At 63.3% G+C, this 24,569-nt stretch carries 21 protein-coding genes and 2 pseudogenes; 9 read left to right on the top strand and 14 right to left on the bottom strand.

Annotation, left to right across the window (positions count from 1 at the left end):
- Nucleotides 1-30 precede the first annotated feature (30 nt).
- Nucleotides 31-1,218 carry a glycine C-acetyltransferase gene (locus tag X739_RS142770; RefSeq protein WP_023795567.1) on the bottom strand — a complete coding sequence of 396 codons (1,188 nt, stop codon included), beginning with the start codon at nt 1,216-1,218 and terminating at the stop codon, nt 31-33.
- Between the two features lie 306 nt (nt 1,219-1,524).
- Between X739_RS142770 and X739_RS142775 the strand changes: the two genes are divergently transcribed.
- Nucleotides 1,525-3,597 (top strand): EAL domain-containing protein, encoded by a 2,073-nt coding sequence (locus tag X739_RS142775; protein WP_023773360.1) that lies wholly within the window; start codon nt 1,525-1,527, stop codon nt 3,595-3,597.
- A gap of 146 nt (nt 3,598-3,743) precedes the next feature.
- Here the strand turns inward: X739_RS142775 and X739_RS142780 are convergent, their stop codons facing one another.
- Complete coding sequence (locus X739_RS142780) at nt 3,744-4,172, bottom strand: MarR family transcriptional regulator (RefSeq protein WP_015318329.1); 429 nt, start codon at nt 4,170-4,172, stop codon at nt 3,744-3,746.
- Between the two features lie 145 nt (nt 4,173-4,317).
- Between X739_RS142780 and X739_RS142785 the strand changes: the two genes are divergently transcribed.
- Complete coding sequence (locus tag X739_RS142785) at nt 4,318-4,725, top strand: hypothetical protein (RefSeq protein ID WP_023773361.1); 408 nt, start codon at nt 4,318-4,320, stop codon at nt 4,723-4,725.
- A 100-nt stretch (nt 4,726-4,825) separates the two neighbouring features.
- Here X739_RS142785 and X739_RS01000000166445 read toward each other — a convergent pair.
- Nucleotides 4,826-6,878: pseudogene (locus X739_RS01000000166445) on the bottom strand (NADH:flavin oxidoreductase).
- Nucleotides 6,879-6,935: 57 nt separating this feature from the next.
- Between X739_RS01000000166445 and queF the strand changes: the two are divergent.
- On the top strand, nt 6,936-7,397 hold the full coding sequence (queF, locus tag X739_RS142790) for a preQ(1) synthase (RefSeq protein ID WP_023795566.1): 462 nt from the start codon (nt 6,936-6,938) through the stop codon (nt 7,395-7,397).
- Between the two features lie 8 nt (nt 7,398-7,405).
- Here queF and X739_RS142795 read toward each other — a convergent pair whose 3' ends face one another.
- The 6 genes from X739_RS142795 to X739_RS142820 all read right to left on the bottom strand — a co-directional run bounded on the left by X739_RS142795 (nt 7,406) and on the right by X739_RS142820 (nt 15,081).
- Nucleotides 7,406-8,011 carry a hypothetical protein gene (locus X739_RS142795; protein WP_023783001.1) on the bottom strand — a complete coding sequence of 202 codons (606 nt, stop codon included), beginning with the start codon at nt 8,009-8,011 and terminating at the stop codon, nt 7,406-7,408.
- 4 nt (nt 8,012-8,015) lie between these two features.
- Nucleotides 8,016-8,492 carry a DUF3828 domain-containing protein gene (locus X739_RS142800; protein ID WP_023774516.1) on the bottom strand — a complete coding sequence of 159 codons (477 nt, stop codon included), beginning with the start codon at nt 8,490-8,492 and terminating at the stop codon, nt 8,016-8,018.
- 124 nt (nt 8,493-8,616) lie between these two features.
- Nucleotides 8,617-9,726: a mandelate racemase/muconate lactonizing enzyme family protein gene (locus tag X739_RS142805; RefSeq protein WP_023774517.1), complete on the bottom strand. Its 1,110-nt coding sequence runs from the start codon at nt 9,724-9,726 to the stop codon at nt 8,617-8,619.
- A gap of 52 nt (nt 9,727-9,778) precedes the next feature.
- Nucleotides 9,779-11,761, bottom strand: a complete 1,983-nt coding sequence (locus X739_RS142810) for an FAD-dependent oxidoreductase (protein ID WP_023795565.1) — start codon at nt 11,759-11,761, stop codon at nt 9,779-9,781.
- A gap of 74 nt (nt 11,762-11,835) precedes the next feature.
- Entirely contained in the window at nt 11,836-13,485 is a 1,650-nt protein-coding gene (locus X739_RS142815; RefSeq protein WP_023795564.1) for an ABC transporter substrate-binding protein, read from the bottom strand.
- A 45-nt stretch (nt 13,486-13,530) separates the two neighbouring features.
- On the bottom strand, nt 13,531-15,081 hold the full coding sequence (locus X739_RS142820; protein ID WP_023774520.1) for a trimethylamine methyltransferase family protein: 1,551 nt from the start codon (nt 15,079-15,081) through the stop codon (nt 13,531-13,533).
- A gap of 92 nt (nt 15,082-15,173) precedes the next feature.
- Here X739_RS142820 and X739_RS142825 point away from each other — a divergent pair, with 92 nt between their 5' ends.
- Nucleotides 15,174-16,076, top strand: coding sequence for a LysR substrate-binding domain-containing protein (locus X739_RS142825; RefSeq protein ID WP_023774521.1), 903 nt, complete (start codon nt 15,174-15,176; stop codon nt 16,074-16,076).
- A 54-nt stretch (nt 16,077-16,130) separates the two neighbouring features.
- Here X739_RS142825 and X739_RS142830 read toward each other — a convergent pair whose 3' ends face one another.
- Complete coding sequence (locus X739_RS142830; RefSeq protein WP_023795563.1) at nt 16,131-16,439, bottom strand: antibiotic biosynthesis monooxygenase; 309 nt, start codon at nt 16,437-16,439, stop codon at nt 16,131-16,133.
- Between the two features lie 113 nt (nt 16,440-16,552).
- On the opposite strand from X739_RS142830, the gene X739_RS142835 reads away from it, so the two are divergent.
- The 3 genes and pseudogenes from X739_RS142835 (at nt 16,553) to mutL (ending at nt 19,611) form a co-directional block, all read left to right on the top strand.
- Nucleotides 16,553-17,515: a helix-turn-helix domain-containing protein gene (locus tag X739_RS142835; RefSeq protein WP_023774523.1), complete on the top strand. Its 963-nt coding sequence runs from the start codon at nt 16,553-16,555 to the stop codon at nt 17,513-17,515.
- Nucleotides 17,516-17,636: 121 nt separating this feature from the next.
- A pseudogene (locus X739_RS1000000168395) lies at nt 17,637-17,951 on the top strand (ATP-binding protein); the annotation flags it as partial.
- Complete coding sequence (gene mutL, locus X739_RS0135135; protein WP_348625773.1) at nt 17,908-19,611, top strand: DNA mismatch repair endonuclease MutL; 1,704 nt, start codon at nt 17,908-17,910, stop codon at nt 19,609-19,611. The pseudogene X739_RS1000000168395 and the gene mutL, both read left to right, overlap by 44 nt.
- Nucleotides 19,612-19,633: 22 nt before the next feature.
- On the opposite strand, the gene X739_RS142840 is transcribed toward mutL, so the two are convergent.
- Both X739_RS142840 and X739_RS142845 read right to left on the bottom strand, forming a co-directional pair.
- Nucleotides 19,634-20,425, bottom strand: coding sequence for a hypothetical protein (locus X739_RS142840; protein ID WP_023774525.1), 792 nt, complete (start codon nt 20,423-20,425; stop codon nt 19,634-19,636).
- A 104-nt stretch (nt 20,426-20,529) separates the two neighbouring features.
- Complete coding sequence (locus X739_RS142845) at nt 20,530-21,423, bottom strand: DMT family transporter (protein WP_023795561.1); 894 nt, start codon at nt 21,421-21,423, stop codon at nt 20,530-20,532.
- A 90-nt stretch (nt 21,424-21,513) separates the two neighbouring features.
- Here X739_RS142845 and X739_RS142850 point away from each other — a divergent pair, with 90 nt between their 5' ends.
- Entirely contained in the window at nt 21,514-22,440 is a 927-nt protein-coding gene (locus X739_RS142850; protein ID WP_023795560.1) for a LysR substrate-binding domain-containing protein, read from the top strand.
- Between the two features lie 61 nt (nt 22,441-22,501).
- Here the strand turns inward: X739_RS142850 and X739_RS142855 are convergent, their stop codons facing one another.
- Nucleotides 22,502-23,101, bottom strand: a complete 600-nt coding sequence (locus X739_RS142855; RefSeq protein ID WP_023795559.1) for a hypothetical protein — start codon at nt 23,099-23,101, stop codon at nt 22,502-22,504.
- 114 nt (nt 23,102-23,215) lie between these two features.
- Between X739_RS142855 and X739_RS142860 the strand changes: the two genes are divergently transcribed.
- Nucleotides 23,216-23,449 (top strand): DUF2093 domain-containing protein, encoded by a 234-nt coding sequence (locus tag X739_RS142860; protein WP_023774529.1) that lies wholly within the window; start codon nt 23,216-23,218, stop codon nt 23,447-23,449.
- A gap of 93 nt (nt 23,450-23,542) precedes the next feature.
- Here the strand turns inward: X739_RS142860 and lpxK are convergent, their stop codons facing one another.
- Complete coding sequence (gene lpxK / locus X739_RS142865; protein ID WP_023795558.1) at nt 23,543-24,568, bottom strand: tetraacyldisaccharide 4'-kinase; 1,026 nt, start codon at nt 24,566-24,568, stop codon at nt 23,543-23,545.
- Between the last annotated feature and the right edge of the window lies 1 nt (nt 24,569).

Here is a 24,569-nt window from a genome sequence, read left to right as displayed (position 1 = left end):
GATCCGGAATCGCTTTTCGCTACCGGCCCTTCAGGAAATCACGCCCAATTCCCTGCCGACCGCGCCGAACGCTTCCACGGCCCGGTCGATGTCGGTGCTGGAGTGCGCCGCCGACATCTGGGTGCGGATGCGCGCCTGGCCCTTCGGCACCACGGGGAATGAGAATCCGATGACGTAGATGCCACGCTTCAGCATGCGCGCCGCCATCTCCTGCGCCAACGTGGCATCGCCCAGCATTACCGGGATGATCGGATGATCGGCCCCAGCCAGCGTGAAGCCAAGCTTGCCCATCTGGGACCTGAACCGGGCCGCATTGGCATATAGGCGCTCGCGCAATCCGTCGCCATTGCGGATCAACTCGAACACCTTGATCGAGGCGCCGGCGATCGCCGGCATCAGCGTGTTGGAAAAGAGATAGGGCCGCGAGCGCTGGCGCAGCCAGTCGACCACCTGCTTCTTGCCCGAGGTGTAGCCGCCCGAAGCGCCGCCGAGCGCCTTGCCGAGCGTGCCGGTGATGATGTCAACCCTGCCCTCGACACCGCAATGCTCGGGCGAACCGCGCCCATTTCCGCCGACGAAGCCGACCGCATGGCTGTCATCCACCATGACCATGGCGTCGTACTTCTCGGCCAGATCGCAGACGCCTGAGAGATTGGCGATGATGCCGTCCATGGAAAACACGCCGTCGGTGGCGATCAGCCGGAAGCGGCAATCCTTGGCTTCCTTCAGGCGTGCCTCGAGATCGGCCATGTCGTTGTTGGCATAGCGGAAGCGTTTGGCCTTCGACAGTCTGACGCCGTCGATGATCGAGGCGTGGTTCAGCGCATCCGAGATGATTGCGTCTTCCTCGCCAAGCAGCGTCTCGAACAGGCCGCCATTGGCGTCGAAGCAAGAGCCGTAGAGGATGGTGTCTTCCAAGCCGAGGAAAGAGGAGATCGTCGTCTCGAGCTGCTTGTGTTCTTCCTGGGTCCCGCAGATGAAGCGTACCGAGGCCATGCCGTAGCCGTAGCGGTCGAGCGCCTGCGTGGCCGCCGCACGCAGTTCCGCGCTGTCGGCAAGGCCGAGATAGTTGTTGGCGCAGAAGTTCAGCACTTTCTCCCCGCCGACCTCGATCTCAGCCGACTGCATCGAGGAAATCACCCGCTCGGACTTGTAGAGCCCGGCGGATTTCAACCCTGCAAGCTCGTTGTCGATATGGGAGAGAAATGCTGCGGTCATGATCGGGCCCCGTTTGACGTCGGCAGACTGTCGTCCCGCCCGCACAAAAAATCCATCGCAAAAGCGACCGGATCAGGTGGCCCGGCAGCATCAGCTGGGACGCCATGGAGATCGTTCAACCGCCACGCAAGAACGCTCGGGCCGACGAATACATAAATGCCGGCCTGCGGCGAAAGGAGGCGATAACCATTTCGCGATCTTTGGCCCTTTCCCCCTTGCGGACCGGTTGTCGATTTCCAGTCCTGTTAACGTTTGCAGTCCAATGGTGCTCGCATAGATCCGTTGGCGAGAGGACCGCCCCCGAACATGTCTCAGCAGCCGGTGCAAACCGTTTCAGGCAGGCTCATACTGCTGATCAAGGCTGGCTACTGGCTGGCGCTGCTGATCATTGCCGCCATGGTCGCGGCCTCCTTCGTTCTGCTGCAGCAGACGATGGCCACGCAGCAGCACAACCACACCTTGCTCGACATCGTCGGCACGCAGAAGACGCTGTCGCAGCGCATCGTTTTCCTTGCCAGCGCGACGGGCGCCGCCTCGCGCGACAAGCAGCCGGCGCTGGTCAGCGCGCTGAAGCAGGCCACGGCGGAGTTCGAGACGAACTACGATCTGCTGCTCAAGCAAACGGGCGCGGATCCGCAATCGCCGGCCAAGCTCGATGCGAAGTCGATCGAGAGCGTGCTTTTCACCAAACCCTTCCATCTCGACTATTTCTCGGTTGGCCTGATCGCCAATGGCGACCGGCTGGTGTCTGCACTGGAATCGCAGCTCAACCTTGGCGACAATGGCGGCTACAAGGGCGGCGCCGAACGCGTCAATCTCGATGCGTCGGTCGCCAATGCCACGCTGTCGGGCTATGCCGCGCTCGGCCAGCGCATCAGCGCCGATGCCGACGAGCGCTCGGAAAAGCTGCTCTCCCTCCACCGCACGCTGTTCTACGCCACACTCGGCGTCATCCTGCTGGTGGCGCTGTTCATCTTCAGGCCGATGTCCAACGCGATCCTGCGCAAGACGCGTGAGTTGGTCGACGCCCGCAATTCAATGGCCTTCATCGCGGTGCATGACGGCCTGACCGGCCTGCACAACCGCACCTTCCTCACCGACCATTTCGAGACGCTGATCAAGGGCGCGCATCGCCGGCGCGAGCGCCTGGCCGTAGTTCAGCTCGACCTCGACCGCTTCAAGCAGATCAACGATACGCTGGGTCACGCCGCCGGCGACTATGTCCTGGTCGTGACGGCACAGCGAATGCGCGATTCCTGCCGCGCTTCGGATCTGTGCGCGCGGCTCGGCGGCGACGAATTCGTGATGATCCTCAACGGAGCCGGCAGCACCGAGGACATCAACATGCTGGCACGGCGCATCCTGGTGCACATCAACGAGCCGATCGTGTTCCAGGGCACCACCATTCTCCCGGGCGCCAGCGGCGGCATCGCGGTCTATCCGATCGATGCCGACAATGCGCAGGACCTGCTCGTCCATGCCGATCTGGCGCTCTACTCCGCCAAGAAAATGGGGGGCGGCAACTTCTCTTTCTTCTCGGAGGAGCTGCGCCGCGAACTCGACTACCGCAAGCAGCTCGAACATGACATCAAGATCGCCATTTCCGAAAAGGCGTTCCAGGTCTATTTCCAGCCGCAGGTCTCGCTGACCGACGGCTCCATCAGCGGCATCGAAGCGCTCGTGCGCTGGAACCATCCCGAGCGGGGCATGATCTCGCCGGGCGAATTCATCCCGGTCGCCGAGAAATGCGGCTTCATGCCGGAGATCGGCCGCATCGTGATCGGCAAGGCGATCAATGAGGCCGCCGAGTGGAATCGTGCCGGGATTGCCTTCGGCCGGCTTGCGGTCAATGTCTCGGGCACCGAGTTGCGCGAGCATGATTTCGATGCGTTTCTGTTCGAGACGCTGGAGAAAGCCGGACTGCCGCCGCAGAAACTGTCGCTGGAAATCGTCGAATCCGTCATTCTGGACGACGAGAAGACCGGCATCGCGGCGAAGCTGCGTCATATCAGGGCGGCCGGCGTGCATCTGGAGCTCGATGATTTCGGCACCGGCTATGCTTCGCTCAGCCACGTCAATCCCAACGAGATCGACCGGCTCAAGATCGACCGTCGCTTCGTGCAAAACATCCACGAGAATGGCGACAACTCCAAGATCGTGCGCGCCATCACCGAACTTGCCCGGGGGCTGGGCATCTCCATCGTCGCCGAGGGTGCGGAAACCGAAGCGGAACTCGACTCGCTGATGGCGATCGGCTGCGACCAGGTGCAGGGTTATTCCATCGCCTTCCCGATGCCGCATGACAAGGCGCTCGAATGGCTGACCGCCCGCACGCCGAAGAAAGCCAGGCTGACGGTATTGCAGGGAAGCCTGGCGTAACCCGGCCAGCGATGCATGACGAGATGTTTCAGGACGGCTTTGACGGCACGACAAAATTGACCAGCCTGATCGCCGCGCTGAAACTACGCCACTATACGTTTGGAACAATCCAGAGCTATGACGACTGAGGCATCAGGCCGGCATTCCTAGCTCTCTACATTCTTCCGCAACGCCGCGAGCACCTGGGCAAATTCCGCCAGACGCTCGTCGGACAGTCCTTTGCGAAGCCGCTTGTCGAAGACGAGTGCCGCTTGCCGCAACGTCTCGAACAGCGCTTCTCCCGTCTCCGTCAATTCGACCAGGTGGACCCGGCGGTTGACGGGATCGCGCCGCCGCGTCAGCAGGCCCTGCGCCTCCATTGCGTTGAGATGATGGGTCAGCGTCGCACCCTGGATGCCGATCATGCCGGCGAGTTCGCGCTGATTGGCAAGCTCGCTCGACTTGACGGACAGCAGTGTGAGCCAGACCGGCAATGTGCCGCCTGCTTCAACCAAGGCAGCGTCGAATGCTTGTGCGACAAGCTTGGCGGTGCGGCCGAGATTCATGCCGACCGGCGGGCGGTCAAATGGTGTCATGATCTGACAGTAGAGCAAGCAGTGGGAATGTGAAACTTGGCTTCATGATTGACATCTAACCGTTAGATATCTAATTTTGCTTTATCGGTGGCATTGCAACATGGTTGCGGCGCGTAGGCGGTGGGCGAATGAGAGGAATGCGGTCATGCAATACGTTTATATCGCTGTCATCGGCCTGCACGTCATGGCCGGCGTCTTCTGGGCCGGCACGACCATCGCGGTTGGCCGCGATCCGGACATCCGGGCAGAGCGGTTCTTCCGGCCGCAAATGGGCGCGGCCGGTTTGGCTTTCCTGACCGGTTTCCTGCTCTGGTATTTCTTTCATGAGGGTGCTTTCGGCTCGATGGAAAAGGTACTGGCGCTCGGAATTTTGACGGCGCTGATCGCCGCCGGCGTGCAAGGCGCGCTGGTGGGCTCCGCCAGCAGGCAGCTTGCCGGCGCCGATGCCGCGAGCCAAACGGAGCTGCGCGCGAAAATGACCAGGGGCGAACGCATCGCCGGCGGGCTGCTGGTCATCACCGTGCTTTGCATGGCGACCGCCAAGATGTTTTAGAATCGCACGGCCGGTGAAAGCCGATCATGCGCGGCGCGCAACGGACCAGAGCGGCAGATGGCTCTCCTTGCAAAGGCCGTTGCGCGCCACCTGATCGTGATCAAATCCTGATCCCGAACCTGATCCCGTCATAGATGGCGGCGTGGATGTTGCGCGAGGCAACGGCGTCGCCGATGCGCAAGAGCACGAAGCCGCCATCCACGTTGCGCTTGGGAAAAATGTCGCCGCCATTGACCAGACGCTCATAGTCGACCGCACCACCGTTCTTCGACAGCGGTTTCAGCGAAAGATACAGATCGTCGAGCGGCGCCGTGCCGTGCTCGACCACCACCTGATCGACCCTGCGCTCTCCGCGCCAGCCATCGGCGAAATCCGAAGCGAGTTCCGCGATCAGTTGATTGCCCTCACGCCGCACCGAGCGCAGGCGGGTATTGATGGTGACCGTGACGCCCTTTTCCTGGAAGGCCCTGACATAGGGTACGTGGTTCATGCCGCCCATTTCGGGGGCGAAGAAGCGTTCCGGCGAAACCAGTTCCAGCTTCGAGCCGCTGTTGGCAATCAGTTCGGCCGCGCCCATGCCCTGATGGCCGCCATTGTCGTCGTAGAGCAACACATTCTCGGCCGACTTGACGCTGCCGGCCATGATGTCCCAGCTCGAGGTGACGAGATTGTCGCCGGAGGCCAGCGGCGGGTTCTGCGGCAGGCCACCGGTGGCGATCACCACGACATCGGGCGCCAGCGTCAGAACATCGTTCTGTTCCGCCCAGGTGTCGTAGCGGATCTCGACGCCGAGCCGTGCGAGTTCGGCCAGTCGCCAGTCGATGATGCCGATCAATTCCTTGCGGCGCGGGTTCTGGGTCGCCAGACGCACCTGGCCGCCCGCTTGTGATGATGCCTCGAGGATCGTCACTTGATGACCGCGCTCGGCTGCGACGCGCGCCGCCTCCAGCCCACCAGCGCCGGCGCCGACGACCACCACTTTCCGCTTAGGCCCTTCCGTCTTGACAATGATGTGCGGGATATCCGCCTCGCGGCCGGTCGCCGCATTGTGAACGCACAGCGCCTCGCCGCCTTCATAGATGCGGTCGAGACAATAGGTAGCGCCGACACAGGGACGTATCTCGTGCTCGCGGCCCTCCATCACCTTCTTGATGATGTACGGATCGGCGATGTGGGCGCGTGTCATGCCGACCATGTCGAGCTTGCCGGTGGCGATCGCATGGCGCGCGGTGGCGACGTCGGAAATGCGCGCCGCGTGGAAGGTCGGGAATTTCGTCGCCGCCCTTACCTCGCCGGCGAAATCGAGATGCGGCGAAGACCGCATGCCGGTCACCGGAATGACCTTGGTGAGCGCCGCGTCGGTCTCGATCGAGCCCCGGATGATGTTGAGGAAATCGAGCTTGCCGGAGCCGGCCAGCCGCCTGGCGATCTCGACGCCCTCCTCCTTCGACAGGCCTTTGTCGAAATCTTCGTCGGCGACCATGCGGATGCCGACGACGAATTTGTCGCCGACCGCCGCCCGCACCGCGTCGAGCACCATGTTGGTGAAGCGCAGGCGGTTGTCGAGCGGACCGCCATACTCGTCATCGCGATGATTGGTGGCAGGCGACCAGAAGCCGTCCANCGTCCATCAGATGGCCGTAGGATTCGAACTCGATGCCGTCGAGCCCGGCCGCCTGGCAGCGCTGGGCGGCCGATGCATAGTCGGCGACGATGCGCTCGATATCCCACTCCTCGATGGTCTTGGGGAAAGCGCGATGCGCCGGCTCGCGCACCGGCGAAGCCGAGAGCACCGGCAGCCAGTCGGCCTTGTTCCAACCCGTGCGGCGGCCAAGATGGGTGATCTGGATCATCACCTTGCAGTCGTGCTCGTGGCAGGCATCGGTGAGTTCAGCCAGCCACGGCACGATGCGGTCGTCATAGACGTGCAGATTGCCGAAGGCAGCCGGGCTGTCGCGCGAAACGATGGCCGAGCCCGCGGTCATGGTCAGCGCCATCCCGCCCTTGGCCTTTTCGGCATGGTAGAGCCGATAGCGCTCCTTCGGCATGCCGTCCTCCGAGTAAGCCGGCTCGTGACTGGTCGACATCACCCGGTTCTTCAGCGTCAAATGCTTGAGCTGGTAGGGTTGGAGAAGCGGGTCGTTGCTGGTCATCGTCTTCCTGCCGTTTTAATTTGTGCTAATGAGCGGCAAATCCAAGGGAAACCGCACATGATCGATACCAAAAATCTCACCCAGCTCGGCACGCAGGTCGAGACGCCACAGAGCCCCGAAGCCGCGGTCCTGGAAACCGTGCCGTTTTCGCGCGGCGACGGACCACCGGCGATCGTGCGCTTTACCTGCCCGGAATTCACCTCGCTCTGCCCGGTGACCGGACAGCCGGATTTCGCCCATATCGTCATCGACTACGCACCCGATTCCGCCCTGGTGGAATCGAAGTCGCTCAAGCTGTTCATGACCTCGTTTCGCAACCATGGCGCCTTCCATGAAGACTGCACGGTGATGATCGGACGTCGCATCGTGGCCGCGACCAAGCCGCTCTGGTTGCGCATAGGCGGCTATTGGTATCCGCGCGGCGGCATTCCGATCGACGTGTTCTGGCAGACCGGCGCTCCGCCCGAAGGCGCCTGGCTGCCGGATACCGGCGTGGCTCCCTATCGCGGGCGCGGCTAGTTCGGCCATCATTCGCACTGGTACTGGCTCAGCGCCCATTCGCCGGTCACCGACAAAAGGTCCGATATCTTCCATTCGCCATCGACCTTCTTGAACTTCCATTCGAGGCGGTGCGGGTTACCGGCGACGACGAAGGCGACGATCACCTTGGCCTCGTCGCCGTTGATCGCTTCGAGCGTCTTCAGGCTCTTGTCGATCTCGGCCTTGTCGTAATCCGCATTGTCGAGCGCCATGTTGGGATCCAGGCACTCGCCTTGCCCGGATTTGCGCAAGGCGTCGCTTTTGTCGAGCACGGTTTTCGCCGGATCGATGAAATGGCCGCGCTGAGCCGGATCGACCTCCAGGCCGACCTGATCGTAGAACGGCCGCACCACCGCTGTCGGCGACCCCGGCTGGATTGGAGCGGCAGGCTCGCTCGGCGGCCATGCGACGGGTGGCGTCGGCGGCCCCGCGGCGCCGCCAGGCGTGGTTGCCTGCGGCGTCACGCTGTCGGGCGCGGTCCCGGCCGGAGCTTTTGCCGGCGGCGCGCCCAACAGCCCCTGAGCAGCTGCGCCGTTCAAGCCCGCCGCCAGCAGGCACATGGCCGAGAACAAAAGAAGCTTGCGACCGGCCATCCCATCACTCCGGATCTTGGCCCGCCATGCATTCGAGCTGGCTCAGCGTCCAGTCGCTGGTCTTCGATGCAATGTCCGATATCTTCCACTTGCCGTCGACCTTCTTCAGCGACCAGTGCATTTCGCGCTGCGAATCGTCTCCTTCCGGAAAAAGACTGAAACTCGCAATCACCTGCGCCGTGTCGCCCTCCACCGTTTCGGACAGCTTCAATGTCCTGGAAAGGGCCTTCTGGTCGAAATCCTGCGCGTCGAGGCCGGGGTCGAAGTCGATACAGGCGACCTGGTCCGGATTCTTCTTGGTCGCCTGGTCGTTGAGGTCGAACAGTTTCGTCACCGGCTCGGTGAAGCGATCGCGGTATTGCGCGTCGGCCTCGAACTTGACCTGCGGGACATAGAAGAACTTCACGGCGTCGGACGCCGGGCCGGCCAATGCCGCGGCTGGTGCGGCAATCGACAGGATGGCAGCGAGCAGCAGTTTCATGGATTTCCCCGAATGTTTGGCTGCGGAAAGCAATCAATATCACGCATCGTGCATATCGGCTTTTTTGCGGCCCATGAAGCCTCCGGGCGGCGCGTCTGCTTGCATAGATCAAATCCAACGATCCTTAGTCTCCGAAAGTGGCGATCGGCGCGTTGAGTTGGGAGCGCTCAGGCTTGACACCGAGCCCTGGGATCTGCGGGACGCGTATATGCCCGTTCTCGATCACGATCGGGTTTGCGGGATCTGTATGCCCTTCGATGTACTCCTGGGCGATCCAGGCTCCCTCAAAACGTCTCGGCTCGACGGTAGCGGCGAGGTGGACGCATGCCGCGGCGATGACGTCTCCGCCCCAGGCATCGTCGCAGCTGTGCGGAAGAGATCGTATCGCACACAGGTCGCGGACCGTGGCCATTTTGGTGAGACCACCAAGGCGAGTGACCTTCAATCCGAATCCGTCCGCGATCCCTGACGAAACTGCCCGAAGCACGGCATTCAAATCCTCGGTACTCTCATCGAGATAGATCGGATGCGTAACGCGTCCTTTGAGACCAGCGACTTCCTCCATGGTGTTGCAAGGCTGTTCGAACGCGAACGGGATTGCCTGGCAAAGCCGATCGATGTGCAGCGCCGCGGCAGCGGTCAGACCGCGATTGGCGTCGACGGCTATCCGAGCCTTGAAGCCAACCGCCTCCCATACTTTGTGCACAGTGGCGACATCTTGTTCGAGATCCCGCCCGCCGATCTTGATCTGAAGCCGTGGATATCCGGCATTGACCTTGTCGGCGGCAATACGCGCGGTCTCGTCCGGAGCACCGACGGTCGTCGAGTAGTATGACGGCACGCGATCGGTGAGCGCACCGCCGAGAAGTGTTGAAACAGGGACGCCCAGCCGCTGGCCGGCGAGGTCGAGGAGAGCTATGTCCAAGGCCGCCTTGGCATAGTTGTGACCGTTCAGCCGTTCGTCCATTCGTTTGGCGAGGCGGCGCATGGACGCTGTGTCCTCGCCGATGAGTCCCGGCGCTATTTCAGCAATTGCCGCTCTCGCGCCCAGAGCATGCTGAGGTTGATAAACAGGGCCGATCGGGCAAGTCTCACCCCACCCTGACAGTCCATCCTCAGTGGTGACTTCAACCAGCGTGCTGTCCAAATTCTGCACGGTGTCGCTGGCCATCCGGTAGGCGCCGCCTTTAACAGGCAGAAGCACCTGATAGACCTTGATCGCCCTGATACGCATTCAGACATTAGCCCCGTTCATGCCTTGCCTGGTATGGCACCTTTCGCGATGGTCAAAGACCAAGCGCCACCTTGCGCCCGTCATGAATGGCAAAGGCCGCCTGTCTGGAGGCGGTGCAATCGCCGATGGAGGTATGCGCAATTCCGCGCCTTTCGAGCTCGATGGAGAGGCTGTCCCGCGCCATGCTGGTTGCGGCGAAGACCAAAGCGTCGGCCTCGACCTGCTGCTCGGTCCCGTCGAGCAGCGAAGCGATCCTGGCCGCCCTGCCGTCCCAATGAACGACGGCGCTCTCGGTCACAAACCGCACCTTCAGCTTGGCGAGTGCCCGTCGCAGCGGCGCATCGACGGCCATTCGCTGAAGCTCTTTGCCGACCAGGGCGTCCGGTGTCACAAGCGTCACATTGTGACCATCCTCGGCGAGTTTCCAGGCGGTGCCGCAGCCCTTCCAATTGCCGCCATCGTCCAGCAAGAGAACATTTTTTCCCGGCCTCGCCTCGCGCGCCATCACCGCTTCGGCCGAGAGCACCGGACCGCCGCCCGGAATGCTCTCCCAGTGCGGCAAGGCCCGCTGGAAAGCGCCGTCCGGCGGCATCGACCCGGTCGCGACGATGACGTAATCGGCGCCTTGGCGCTCGACATCGTCGGCTTCGACATACTGCCCGTAGCGGATGTCGACCTGGAGCTGGCCGAGCTGGCGCTCGTACCAGTCGATCAGGTCCAGAATCTGGGCACGGCGCGGCTGCAGTCCGGCAAGACGGAACTGCCCCCCAAGGCGGTCGGATGCCTCGGCTAGCGTGACGCGATGGCCGCGCTCGGCGGCGGCGCGCGCCGCTTCGAGACCGGCCGGGCCGCCACCGACGACCAGTACGCGCTTCGGCTGGCCGGCCAGAGCAAAGCGGTCGCCGCCCCACTCCCATTCCCGCCCCGCGGAAGGATTGATGACGCAGCTGATCCAGTAGTCACGGCTGCGCCGGCCCCAGCACATCTGGTTGCAGGACAGGCAGCCTCGAATGTCCTGCGGCCGGCCGTCGGCAGCCTTTGCAGCCAGATGCGGATCGGCGATCTGCCCACGCACGATGGAAACGAGATCGGCGTGGCCTTCGCTCAGCACGGTCTCGGCGTTCTCGGGCGTGCGGATATGGCTCTCGGCGGTGATCAAAGCGTGGCGCACGGTGGATTTCAGCACGGACGCCAGGTCGGCACCGAGCTTTTCCGGATAAACAAAGGTCGGCATGATCTTGTAGAAATCGAAGTAGGAACCCGTCCCGCAAGTGACATAGTCCATCAAGGCGTCGCGGTCGTGGAGGTCGATGATCTCGGCCAGCGCTTCGCGCTTCAGCGCCACTTCGACTTCGGGCTCATCATTGATAGCCAGACCGATGATGAAATCATCGCCGCATTCCCGGCGAATCCTGGTCATCACCTCACGGCTCATCCGGGTGCGATTTTCGAGGCTGCCGCCCCATCGGTCGTCCCGGCGGTTCGACCAGGGTGTCCAGAACTGGTCCAGCATCGAATGGTACGCCGCCCAGACCTCGACGCCGTCGAAGCCGGCCTCGTGGCAACGGCGCGCGGCCTGGACAAAGCCGTCGATCGTTTCTTCGATCTCGGCTTCGGACATCCGATGCGAACCGTCGGAATCGTGGTAGCTCGGCAGGCCCGACGGCGACCAACCGGGGTGAAACGAGTTGTCCGCGTCCGCGTGCTGACCGACATGATAGAGCTGCTGGATGGCGACGGCGCCGTTACCGCGGATCGCCTCCGTCACCTTGCGAAAATGCGGGATGACGCGGTCATCGGAAGGGCTGAAATTGCCACGGGTAAGCACGGCGGCCTGATGCACGGGCATCGGCTCGACCACGATCATGCCGGCGCCGCCGATGGCGCGTTCCGCGTAGTAGCCGACATGGCGTTCGGTCGGCAGCCCGTTCTCGGCCATGTTCGCCGTATGGGCTCCAAACACGATCCTGTTGCGCAATGTTTTGCCACGCAAGGTGGCCGGCTCGAACAAACGTTTGAAGACCCGGCCGGGCATGCAAATTCTCTCCCCATCGGCGGCATTGCGCCGGCGCAACGGAGCGCCGGCGCTGTGTGGCTGAACCTCTGGCGTCAGGCGTCCAGCCAGACGTTCTGGAGGTCCATTTCGAAGGTCTGGTGGACGCCGTAGTTCTTTACCTTCTTGTTCGTGTGACTGTAGAGCTTCTGCCAGAACGGCTGGATGATGACGCCGGAGTCCTGCAGGATCTGCTCGACATCCTTCATCACCTCCTTGCGCTTGGCGACGTCGATCAGCGAGAGCGCCTGCTTGAGCTTGGCGTCGAAATCGGGATTGGAATAGGCCGTTTCGTTCCACGCCTCGCCGGTGCGATATCCCAGCGCCAGCACCTGGACACCGAGCGGGCGCATGTACCAGATGGTCATCGAATAGGGATATTTCGTCCAGTCGTTCCAGAAGGTCGAGCCCGGCAGCACCGTGCGCTTGACCTTGATGCCGGCGTCACGCAGCTGGCCGGCGATCGCGTCGCCGGTGTTCTTCTGCCAGTCGTCCTCGATGGTGATCAGCTCGTGCTCGAAGTCGGCCTGCCCGGCGTCCGCCATCAGCTTCTTGGCGCCGGCGGCGTCGCGCTCCTTCTTGGGCAGGGCATAATATTCGGGATGGATCGGGCTGACATGGTGGTTCTCGCCGACCGTGCCGCGGCCGTTGTAGCCGAGCTGCAGCACCGCGTTGTTGTCGACCGCCATCTGCAGCGCATTGCGAACCCGCTGATCGTCGTAGGGCTTGTGCGTGATGTTGGTGCGGGCAACCAGCGTGGTGGCGGTCGCGACCTCCGACTTCTGCAGCCCCATCTTGTCGAGAATGTCGATGAAGTCGGCGGGCGACTCGAAGTTGAGGTCGATTTCACCGGAATCGAACGCGTTCACAGTGGCGTTGAAATCGGTGCCGTAGTCGATGAATTCGATGCCGTCGAGCGGCGCCTCGCCGCCCCACCATTTGCCGTTCTCGCGGCGCTTCACCACCGCCTTCTGGCCGACGTCGTAAGAGACCAGTTCGAACGCTCCCGTGCCGATCGGCTTCTTGATCGGATCGGCGCCATCGGCGTCGAAATTGCGGTGCACGACGAGCGCCGGATAATCGGTGAAATTGGGAATGAGCGAAATATCGGGCTCGCTGAGCTTCAGCTTGACCGTGTTGTCGTCGACCTTGGTGATGGCGCCGTCCCTGGCCTTGCCGGTCTTGGCATCGATCAGCGCACCGACGCGGGCCGCCATCGAGTTGCCGGCGACGCCCTTCTCGCACCAGCGCGTCACATTGTGGACCACGTCATCGGCGCCGAAGGCATCGCCATTGTTCCAGGTGACGCCCTTGCGCACATGCAGCGTGTATTCGGTGGCGTCGTCGTTGATGTCCCAGCTTTCGAGCAGCACCGGCTCGAAGGTGAATTGCTTGGTGTAGCGCACCAGAGGCTCCAGCCAGCTGCGCGAGATGTTGGCCAGTTCCACCCAGTCGTAAGTGCGCGGATCCTTCTGCGCTTTCACCGCCATCGAGATGTGCAGCGTCCCGCCCTTCTTCGGTTCCTCGGCCACAGCTTGCGTCGGCGCGACGAGGCCGATCATGCCATAGGCAAATGCCGTCGACGCACCAAGCGCGCTGGCCAGCGCCAGGAACTCGCGCCGGTCCATGCGACCCGCCTTCGCTTCCGCTGCCATCGCTTCGATTGCGGGCGGCACACGGTCGCCGTTGCTTCTGAAAATCGTCATGTCATTCTCCCCTTGTTGTTCCCGTGAGGTCTTTGCCTGCTTTTTTCAACTGACGCTGTCAGGCAGTTGTTCCTCGCGCCGCGCGATCAGATCCTTGAGACCGTCGGCGATGCCCTCGTCGAGTTTCGGCTCCTCATAGTCGGCGAGCATGTTGCGCGCCTTCTCGCGGCCGCGCGTGTCATGGTCCTTCGCCCCTTCCGCCTTCCATTGTTCGTAGGAGTTGAAATCCATGATGCTAGGCATGAAGAAAGCCTTCTCGAAATGCTCTAGCGTGTGCTGGGTGCCGAGGAAATGGCCCTGCGGCCCGACCTCGCGGATCGCCGCCATCGCTTCCTTGAAATCGTCGAAAGGCAGGCCGCCGGCATATTTGTACCAGCCGACAAGCTGTTCGCAGTCGGTGGCGAATTTCGAGTAACCGCAGGTGAGACCCGCTTCCAGCCATCCGGCCGAATGCCAGATGTAGTTGGCGCCGGCGAGGATGGCCGCATGCATCAGCATGTTCGCCTCGTAGCCAGCCTGGGCATCGTTGAGCTTCGAGCCGACATGAAAGCCCGACGTGCGCCACGGCAGTTTGTATTTCCGCGCCAGCGCACCCATCAAGTACATCATCTGGGCGGCCTCCGGCGTGCCGCCCATGGGAGCGCCGGTCTTCATGTCGACCGTGACCATGAACTGGCCGTAGATCTGGGGCGAACCGGGACGGATGAGCTGGGTCAGGGCCACGCCCGCGAGCGCCTCGGCATTGACTTGGGCCACCGCGCCGACGGCCGACGCCGCGGTCGAGGCGCCGCAGAGCGCGAACGGCGCCAGGATCAGCGGCTGGTTGTGGCTTGCATAGACCCGCATCGCATCGATCATGGTGGCGTCCCAGACCAGCGGCGAATTGCAGTTGGTGATCGCCACCAGCACCGGGTTCTCACGGACGAACTCCTCGCCGAAGACGATTGCAGCCATCGCCATCGTGTCCTCGGCGCGCTCCTTCGAGGTCACGATGCCCATGAACGGCTTGTCGGAATGTTTCAGCGCCGAATGGATGATGTGCAGATGCCGCTTCGGCACGGCGATTTCCATCGGCTCGCAGATGACCGAACTCGAGGAATGCAGCGCCGGCGCCATATAGGCAAGCTTGTGGAAATTGTTGAGGTCGGCAAGCGTGCCGTAGCGCCTGTTGTTGTCGAGGTCGCGTATGTACGGCGCGCCATACATGGGCACGAAGATCGAGTTCTTGCCGCCAACGCGGACCGTGCGCTCGGGATTGCGTGCATTGAGCGTGAATTCCGATGGAACTTTCGAGACGAGCTCCATCAGAAGCGCGCGGTCGATGCGCACGCGCGTTTCCCTGACATCGGCGCCAGCCGCCTTCCAGAGCTCGATGGCTCCGTCGTCGCGGAATTCGCACCCCACTTCTTCGAGTATCTTGAGCGATTCCTCGTGGATCAGTTCCACCGCCTCATCGGGAACGATCTCATAGACCGGAATCTGGCGCACCAGGGTCGGGAACGAGGCAATCGGCGCGCTCCTCATCGCCTTGCGCCCGAGACGGCCACCACCACGGCGATGGGTTTGCTCGGTCAATTCAGCGGCCGGCGCGTTCATGGAGCCTCCATCCCTTCGATCCCGGTCAACTTAGCGAGGTGAAATTCGACTGTGACGCTGGAAAATCCTGATCTCTTGTATAAGCTGAGCTTATGCGAAGCCTGCGCCATCTCTTGCCCTCCGCCGGCAGCCTTGTCGTCTTCGAAGCCGCCGGCCGGTTGTCGAGTTTCACCGCCGCCGGGCGCGAGCTCGGCATGACGCAGGCCGCGGTCTCCTATGCCGTGCGCGGGTTGGAAGAACAGCTTGGCGCCACGCTATTCCAGCGCCGCCACCGCCAGGTCAGCCTGACCGAGGCCGGCGAGCGCTTCCATGCCGACGTCTCGCTCGGCCTTTCCCACATCCGGAAGTCGGCGGAGGACCTGCGTCTGCAGGCGACTGGCGGCCATGTGACGCTCGCCGCCTCGACGGCCTTCGGCTCGTTCTGGATGATGCCGCGCCTGCAGCGGTTCCGCGACGAACTGCCGGGCATCGATCTGCGCATCCAGACCGGCGACCGAGATCTCGACATCATCGCGGAAGGCATTCCGCTCGCCGTGCGCGGAGGCGTGCCACGCGACTGGCCGGACTACCACTCGCTATCGCTCTCCGACGAAGAGATCTTTCCGGTCGCGGGTCCCAGCTATCTGACGAAATTCGGCCAGCCGGAGACCGTGGAGCAATTGGCGACACACCGCCTCATTCATCTTGAGGAGCCCTATCGCGAGGCCCCGAACTGGGACGAATGGTTCCGGTCGGCCGGAACCAGCCTCCGCAATGCGGAGCGTGGCTTGCGCATCAATGACTATGCGATCGTGATCCAGGCGGTCATGGAAGGGCAAGGCATCGCGCTCGGCTGGCGCCACCTTGTCGAACGGCTGCTGTCGACCGGACTGCTGGTGCCGGTGACGGATCACGTCATGAAGACGGGCACCGCTTTCTACGTCGTCTGGCCGAAGAACCGCGAGCTCAGCGACAATGCGCGCAAGGTAAGGGATTGGCTGCTGGCGCAAGCGTAAATGCGTCGGCGCAATCCGGCGCATGACCGGATTGCGTTCGCGTGCTGAAAGAGATCAGACCGAGCCGACGTTCTTCAGCCCGAGCACGTCGATTTTGTCGATAGTCGGGGGGCCGACGAACAGCGCTTCGGCGTTGGCCATCAGTGCCTTGGCAATCTCGCCGGTGAGATGCGCCTGGCGTCCTGTCTCATCATGAAAGGCATCGAAGACGCCAAAGACGCTTGGCGAAAGCCGAAGGGCGAACCAGATCGGCGTCTTCGCCTCCTGGTTGGCCATCCGCAATCCCTCGCTCAGGAATGCGGCGACGTCCTTCTCCTTGCCGGGCTTGGCCTCGAAACGTGCGAACAGCGCGAGCTTGATCATCTCAATCCTCCTGTTGGTATTCGTGCGGCCGAACCGGCCGTCGATTTCAAGCCTCGCAGGAATGGCGTGAAAATCGTATTGGCAAAAATGACATCTTTGATATAATTCTTGCCATGAACATTTCCGTGCTTGTTCTCGATGGCGCCTTTGACACCGGCCTCGCTACGGTGCTTGACGTTTTCGGCACCGCCAACGAACTGGCGGGCCTGCTGCCGGAGCCGCCCGCCCGCTTCAGCACAACCATTGTCGGCGTCAGGGACAGGGCGCTGACGGCGCAAGGCCTGCAGGTTCCGATGTCGGCAATCGGCAGTGAGCCGGCGCCGGACTGGCTTCTCATTCCGGCACTCGGCCAGAAGATGCCTGATCCGCTCGGCAAGGCGCTGCTCAGGCCGGATGTCGCTGAGGCGGTCGTGGCCTTGCGTGACGCGGCCAAAGCCGGCGCGCGCATTGGTGCTGCCTGCATCGGTACGTTTGTGCTGGCAGAGACCGGCCTGCTCGATGGGCGGCCGTCGACCACAACCTGGTGGCTGGCGCCGATGTTCCGGCAACGTTACCCGCAAGTGCGGCTCGATGCTTCGCGAATGCTGATCAATGATGGGCAGTTAGCAACCGCGGGTGCGGCGCTCGGCCATATCGATCTCGCTTTGATGGTGATCCGCCAGACCAGTCCCGAGCTCGCCGCGCTGACTGCGAAATACCTCATCGTCGACAGCCGGCCGTTGCAATCGGCCTATGCAATCTCCGACCACCTCGCCCATTCGAACCCGCTGGTAGAACGTTTCGAGCGCTGGGCGCGCGGCCATCTCGCCGCCGGTTTCAATCTCGACGAAGCAGCGGCGGCGCTGGGTGCCAGCAAGCGGACGCTGTCGCGGCGGGTCAACGACGTACTTGGCAAGACGCCGCTATCCTATTTCCAGGATCTGCGCGTCGAGCAGGCTGTGCATTTGTTGAAGACCACATCCGATAGTGTCGATGAGATTGCCGCCAAGGTCGGCTACGGCGACGGGGTGACGTTGCGCAATCTGTTGCGTCGGCGGCTTCGCAAGGGCGTGCGCGAAATCCGCGCTGCAAACTGATCCACCCTGGCAATTCTCCCCTCCCGCATGAGACGAATCCGCTTATAATACCCCCATGCCCATCCGCCAGCTTTCCGAAACGATGATCAACCAGATCGCCGCCGGCGAAGTCATCGAGCGTCCGGCGAGCGTGGTCAAGGAACTGGTCGAGAATGCGCTCGATGCCGGGGCCAGCAAGGTAGAAGTCGTCACATCGGGTGGCGGGCTGAACCTGATCCGCGTCACCGATGACGGCCTTGGCATTCCCGAACAGGAACTGGCGCTGGCCATTGCACGTCACTGCACCTCCAAGCTCACCGAGGACATCAACGATATCCGCTCGCTCGGCTTCCGCGGCGAAGCGCTGCCGTCGATCGGCTCGGTGTCGCGGCTGTCGATCCGTTCGCGNTGGCATTCCCGAACAGGAACTGGCGCTGGCCATTGCACGTCACTGCACCTCCAAGCTCACCGAGGACATCAACGACATCCGCTCGCTCGGCTTTCGCGGCGAAGCGTTGCCATCGATCGGCTCGGTGTCGCGGCTGTCGATCCGCTCGCGCACGGCCTCGGGCGACAGCGCGGCCGAGATCGGCATCGAGGGCGGCCGCATCCTGCCCGTCAGGCCGGCGGCGGCCAATCGCGGCACGACCGTCGAGGTGCGCGACCTGTTCTTCGCCACACCGGCACGGCTGAAATTCATGAAGGGCGAACGCGCCGAAAGCTCGGCCATCAGCGACATCGTCAAGCGCATCGCCATCGCCTTTCCCACGGTGCGTTTCACGATGGCCGGTTCCGACCGCACGACGCTGGAACTGCCGGCCACCGAGGATAGCGCGGACGGCAGCCTGCGCCGGGTCGCGCAGGTGATGGGCGCCGACTTTCCCGACAATTCCATTGCCATCGACGCGATGCGCGAAGGCGTGCACCTGACCGGCCATGTGTCGATCCCCTCCTTCACCCGCGCCAACGCATTGCAGCAATATGCCTATGTCAATGGCCGCCCGGTGCGCGACAAGCTGATCGCCGGAGCGATCCGCGGCGCCTTCGCCGACGTCCTGCCGCGCGACCGCCATGCGGTGACGGTACTGTTTGTTTCGCTCGATCCGGCCATCGTCGACGTCAACGTCCATCCGGCCAAGGCCGATGTCCGCTTCCGCGATCCGGGCCTCGTGCGCGGGCTGATCGTCGGCGCGATCCGGCAAGCATTGGCCGATGCCGGCATCCGCTCGGCCACCACCGGTGCCGCTGGGATGATGGCAGCGTTCCGGCCGGGCAGCCCGTCCTATGCGCATCCCGGCCCGGCCAACGGCCATCGCAGCTACGACGCGGCCTATCGCGCTTCAGGCGCCGCCGGCTTCGATCCCAGGCGCTCGCCGCAGCGTCCGCTCGACATGCAATTCGACAGCCCGGGCTTTGAACGCACCGGCGCCAGACAGGGCGGATTTCGCGAAAATGAGCAAGCCGCGTTCGATGCCGGCTCGCTTGCCACCGCCGATGCGCGCGCCGGGCAGAGCGAGGCAGCGGAGACGCTGCTCGGCGCGGTGCTGGGGGCCGCGCGCGCGCAGGTGCATGAGAACTATATCGTCGCCCAGACCAACGATTCGCTCATCATCGTCGACCAGCACGCAGCCCATGAGCGGCTGGTTTATGAGGCGCTGAAGAACGCGCTGCACGCGCGGCCGGTGCCGTCACAGATGCTGCTCCTGCCCGAGATTATCGATCTGCCGGAGGAGGACGCCGAACGGCTGGCCATGCATTCCGAAACGCTCGCCCGCTTCGGCCTCGGCATCGAGCGTTTCGGACCGGGTGCGGTTGCCGTGCGCGAGACGCCGTCGATGCTCGGCGAGACCAACGTCCAGCAATTGGTCCGCGACCTTGCCGACGAGATTGCCGACAACGACACGGTCGAGACGCTCAAGCAACGGCTGGACAAGATCGCCGCCACCATGGCCTGCCATGGCTCGGTGCGCTCCGGGCGGCTGCTCAAGGCCGAGGAGATGAACGCGCTGCTGCGCCAGATGGAAGCAACGCCGGGATCCGGCACCTGCAACCATGGCCGCCCGACCTATATCGAGCTCAAGCTGGCCGATATCGAAAGGCTGTTCGGGCGGCGCTGAAGCGCTGCCCGGCGGCCAGCCCTCATTTCCTGCATTGATATTTCCCCGTCCGTCCATTGAAGACGTAATCGACCGCGGTTCCGGCGCCACCGCCTCGAAAATTCACGGAAATGACGTCCTTGCCTCGCTCCACCCATCTCTCGACGTTCATGTAGATGGTCGTCATCAGCATGCCGGCACTGCACACGTCGTCATCGGGGAAGGTAATTTCCTGGACAACCCTGCGGCTGCTCTTTTTGATGACACGCATTTTTTCCATGCAAAGGCCGGCGCTGGTATCTGTGTAAATTCCCGAAAACCTGTCGGTGGCTGTCTGCGCCCAGAAGGAAATCTCGACAGTGCCATCGGTCTTCGCATCGCCGGTGTCATCCAGGCTCGCTACTTTCGTGAGGGTGACGGGATATCTGTCCGTGCCCTTGCTCCAGCTTCCGGTCACAGCGTTTCCATTGAGGTCGAGGGAGAATGGGCAGCTTGTGGTATCGACAGCGGGTCTCGGCCCCTGCACCATTATCCGATAGAATTCGTTGTCGTCCGAGATCTCGCAAAGCACGAACTTGGTGCCGCTGACCGTGCCATACAGCGCAATCGGGCTTTGCTTCGCGTCGTAGAAGTAGCTTCCATCGACCTTTGGCGCGCTGCCCAAGCTATCATATGTCTGTATGGAGAAATGGATGGGAGACGGGCCGAGGAAACCCTCGTAGTTTTCCACGTGGTACCAACCCGCGACGGCTTTCGCGTTAAGCAGCAACAAGCAAACGACCGTTGAGATAAAACGTCTTCCCATCCCGACCTCGCAGCGCCCCGCGTCGACCATCCGCCAAGACTGCGTGACAGTTGCCTTGCCTTGCGGCAGCCGTCAACTGGCGATGAGATCAGTGGTTCCCGGTACGAGTCAGGGAAACATCGCAAGCTTTTGAATCAGCGTTTCAAATTCACCACGATGACACCGCCCAGCGCCAGCGCGCCGCCGAGGATGCCGAGCAGCGTCGGCACCTCGCCCAGCCAGAAGAAGCCGATCAGGGCCGACATCGGCGAGACCAGATAGAGGAAGTTCGAGGCACGCGCCGCCGGCAGGCGCGACAGGGCCGTTGCCCAGGCCGCATAGGCGATCAGGCTCGGCACGATGCCGAGATAGATGACTGCGCCGAGGCCGGCGGTGTCGGCGACAGCGGCCTGCTGGAGAGCGGCGGGCAGGAAGGGCGCCAGGCAGAGCGCGCCGAGCACCATGTTGGACGCCGCGATCGTCAGCGGATGATGACGGGCAAACAGCGGCTTCTGGACGATGGTGTTGACGGCCGAGCAGAGGGCCGAGCCAAGCACCAGCAGCGCCCCGGCATTGAAATGAAGCCCGTGCCCGTCGGCGACGGCGATGATGCCGATGCCGCCGAAGGAGATGACCGTACCGATCCAGGCCAGGCCGGAGAAGCGCTCGCCGAGCAGCGCCATTGCCATGATGGCGGTAAAGATGGGACTGACATTGATGATGAAGCCGGCGGCTCCGGCCGATACGGTCAGTTCGCCGAAATTGAGCATCGCCGTGTAGAGCGCGACGAAAATGGCGCCGCCAAAGGCGAAGCGCCAGAGATCGCCGATCCTGGGCAATGCCGGACGCTTGACGGCTAGGAAGATCGCAGCCGGCACGGCGGCTATGGCAAAGCGCAGGGCGCCAAGCTCCAGCGGCTGAAAGGCGGCGAGCCCGGCCCGGATTGCGGGGAAGGCCGAGGCCCAGCCGATCACGGTCAGCGCCACTGCGATGGCGGCCGTGGTGTCCATCCGCTGTGTCGAATTCAATGTGCCTGTCGTCGTGCTCATCCCAGTGCCTCGGATTCTTCAGGTCTCGGGAGCAGGAAACGCCTTTCCAGGTTAATTGACAAACGACCAAATCGAGGGTCACCTGTGAGCATGGATCACAGCTCGAACAGCATGCTGCCTTTGGAGACGTTGCGCGCTTTCGACGCGGCGGCGCGCACGGGGAGCTTCTCGGCCGCCGCCGAAAAACTCAACCTCACGCATGGCGCGGTCAGCCGGCAGGTCGCCAAACTCGAGGACTGGCTTGGCCTGAAGGTTTTCGAGCGCGGCGCGCGTGGCGTTACGCTGACCAACGAAGGCAATCGCCTGCATCTCAGGACCACCGAAGCCTTCGCGCTGATCTCGGTCAATTCCGACCGGTGGGTGGAGCCGCGCGGCACCGCTGTGGTGCGCCTGGCCTCCATTCCTTCGGTGAGCGGCCTGTGGCTGATGCCGCGCATGGCGGCGCTGGAGAACGACCCCACCCGCCTGCGCATCGTGCTCGATGTCGACAACCGCCAGGCCGATCTGGCCGACGAAGGCATCGACCTGTCGGTGCGCTGCGGTCGCGGCCGCATCCCGGGCCGGGTCTCGGTGCAACTGTTCGAAGAATATCTCTTCCCGATCGCCTCGCCGGGCCTCGCACGGGAGATCGGCAGCGGCGATCCGGCCCGGTTGCTCAAATTCCCGCTGATCAACGATTCCGACGCTTCGGGCTGGCGCGCATGGTTGGCCGCGCAGGACATGGACTACCGGCCGCGCCCGCAAGATCGGCGTTTCGAGGATTACAATCTGGTGCTCGATGCAGCGGCTCATGGCCTCGGCATCGCGCTGGCGCGGCCGCCGCTCACCGAGCACCAGATACAGTCCGGCCGCCTCGTCGCGGTTGACGGTCGCACCGCGCTCAATCCCGTTTCCTACTGGCTGGATCGTCCGATTGGCCGGCCGCGCGCGGCCGCCGCGGATCTCGCCAGGCGCATTGCCGAACAGGCCGGGCTTGCTTCGGCAAGGCTGGAAGCTTTCCTGCAGGATGACGATTAGGCGCTGACGTATCTCGGAGACATGCGTGACGGCCGCTGTCGGATCGTGATACTCGCCTAGACTAACGGAACAGCAAAAGCACGATCGTGGTGGTTGCGGCGGAGACGATGGCCGTTACGATCGATATCGTCCACAGCGACGAAGGAACTGGCTCGGATCGGGGAGCATGGCCCGCCGGACGGATGGAGGCGCCGCGCGGTTGCGGCGCGTTGGCGTTGGCCGCGACCAACACCGCGGCGGCAGAGACGACCGGCGAGAATGTGGTCGGGGCCGGCGCCGCCGCCAGTTTCGGGGTACTGTCGTTGGCCGTTATCCGCGGCGGGGCCAGGCCGCGCGAAGCCTGATCGGCGTCCGGCCCTGCCCCACCCGTCGAGGCTTGTGCCAATGCATGGTGGGTGGCGTCAGGTTCCATGACGGCCCGGTAGGCATCCTCGATCTCGGGGGAAGACAGGCGTTGCGACGTTTGACCGGCCGACCGCGGTAGCGAGCCTTGCAGCGCCTGGGCGGCGAACTGCGCCGATTGCACGATCGCGGGCGCCTGCGGCTGGACGAGCGCCTTGACCAGAGCCGCGGTCGCGGGATCGGCCTTGGGCGAAGGCACCGGCTCGGGAATGAGCGCTTCTTTCAGCAAAGACGTCATACTGGCATTGGCGATGTCCATGGCGCTTCCTGACAACCATTGTGCCGAACCGCAATAGTATATGAGCATTGCGCCAAGCTTGACCTTGCCCACGATTTATGGCGATTGAATCCCGATGAACTCAAGTGCCGTTGCATGATGAACCGTTTCGAAGGCCCGGGCAGCAAGGAAGCCCGCATCCGCTATCTCGATGGCGATTTCCAGGTCACCAGCCCGGGCTCGTTCGTGCGCTGCGCCGTGACGGGCGAAAGCATCCCGTTGGACGAGCTGAAATACTGGAGCGTCGCCAGGCAGGAGCCCTACGTGAACGCCACCGCATCGCTGCGCCGCGAAATCGAGGTGCATCCGGAGTTGCGCAAACGGAGTTAGAGCGGCTCGGCGTTTGATAGAATTTGACCGCTCTCCTTCTTTGTTTATGCAATTCCGGACGGAAAACCGCTACGCACTCTTCCTGGAATAGCTTTAGTTTCTCAGCTTGCGCTGCCGCCAGGCATCGAGCGTTTCCCCGATGATCCGTTCGGGCATGTGATCAAGCTCGAACACCGTGTCGATTTCCAGCACGTCGAGACGGTCGAGAAAGTCCTGCGGAGCGTTGTGACGCAGCCGGACGGCGTCCTTGGCGGTGGTGATCAGGCCAAGGCCTTCGGCGCGTGCCGTCGCGGCCAGTTCGGTAAGCTCGTCCTCGGCGTAGAAGTGATGGTCCGGAAAGGGCCTGGGCAGCACCACTTCGCCCCCGGCGTCACGCACCGTGTCGAAGAACTTTTCGGGATGCCCGATGCCGGCAAAGGCCAGGAACTGCTTGCCGGCAAGCCCGGCCGTGCTTCTCGGCTCCGTGTGGGCCTCGAAGATCGGCCGGCCGGCACGCGCGGCTCGGCGGACCACGGCGTCGGCGGCCTTGCCCTCGCCCATCTTCAGCAGCCCGCTGGTGAAGACCAACTGGTCGACGATCTTGGCCCTGAGCGGACCGCCCGGGATGACGCGGCCATTGCCGATCCCGTAGCGGGCATCGACCACGACCAGCGCATAATCGATGTGGATGCGCGCGCTCTGGAAGCCGTCGTCCATGATCAGGAAATCGCAACCGTGTTTTTCCAGCAGCAGCCGGGCGCCGGCGGCACGGTTCGGCGTCACCGCCACCGGGGCATGTTCGGCCAGCAGCAGCGGTTCGTCGCCGACATGCCTGGCGCTGTCATGGCTGGCATTGACGACATGCGGCTCGGCGAAGGAACCGCCGTGGCCGCGCGACAGGAACCCGGGCTTCAGATGCATGCGCTTGGCCTGTTGGGCGAGTGCGATCGCCACCGGTGTCTTGCCGGTGCCGCCGACGGTGAAATTGCCGACGCACAGAACCGGCGCCTGGATCTTCTCGCGCCGGGCCCGCCGCATGCCGCGACCGGCGACCAGCGCGTAGACAGCCGATAACGGCGACAGCGCTAGGACCTTCCAGTCCGGCTCTTCCCACCAGAATGGCGGTGCTTCGGAGGCCATT

Source organism: Mesorhizobium sp. LNHC209A00, from assembly GCF_000502915.1.
Taxonomy (GTDB): domain Bacteria; phylum Pseudomonadota; class Alphaproteobacteria; order Rhizobiales; family Rhizobiaceae; genus Mesorhizobium.
Note: the sequence above shows the minus strand (reverse complement) of the source record. Positions and strands in the feature narration are given on the sequence as shown.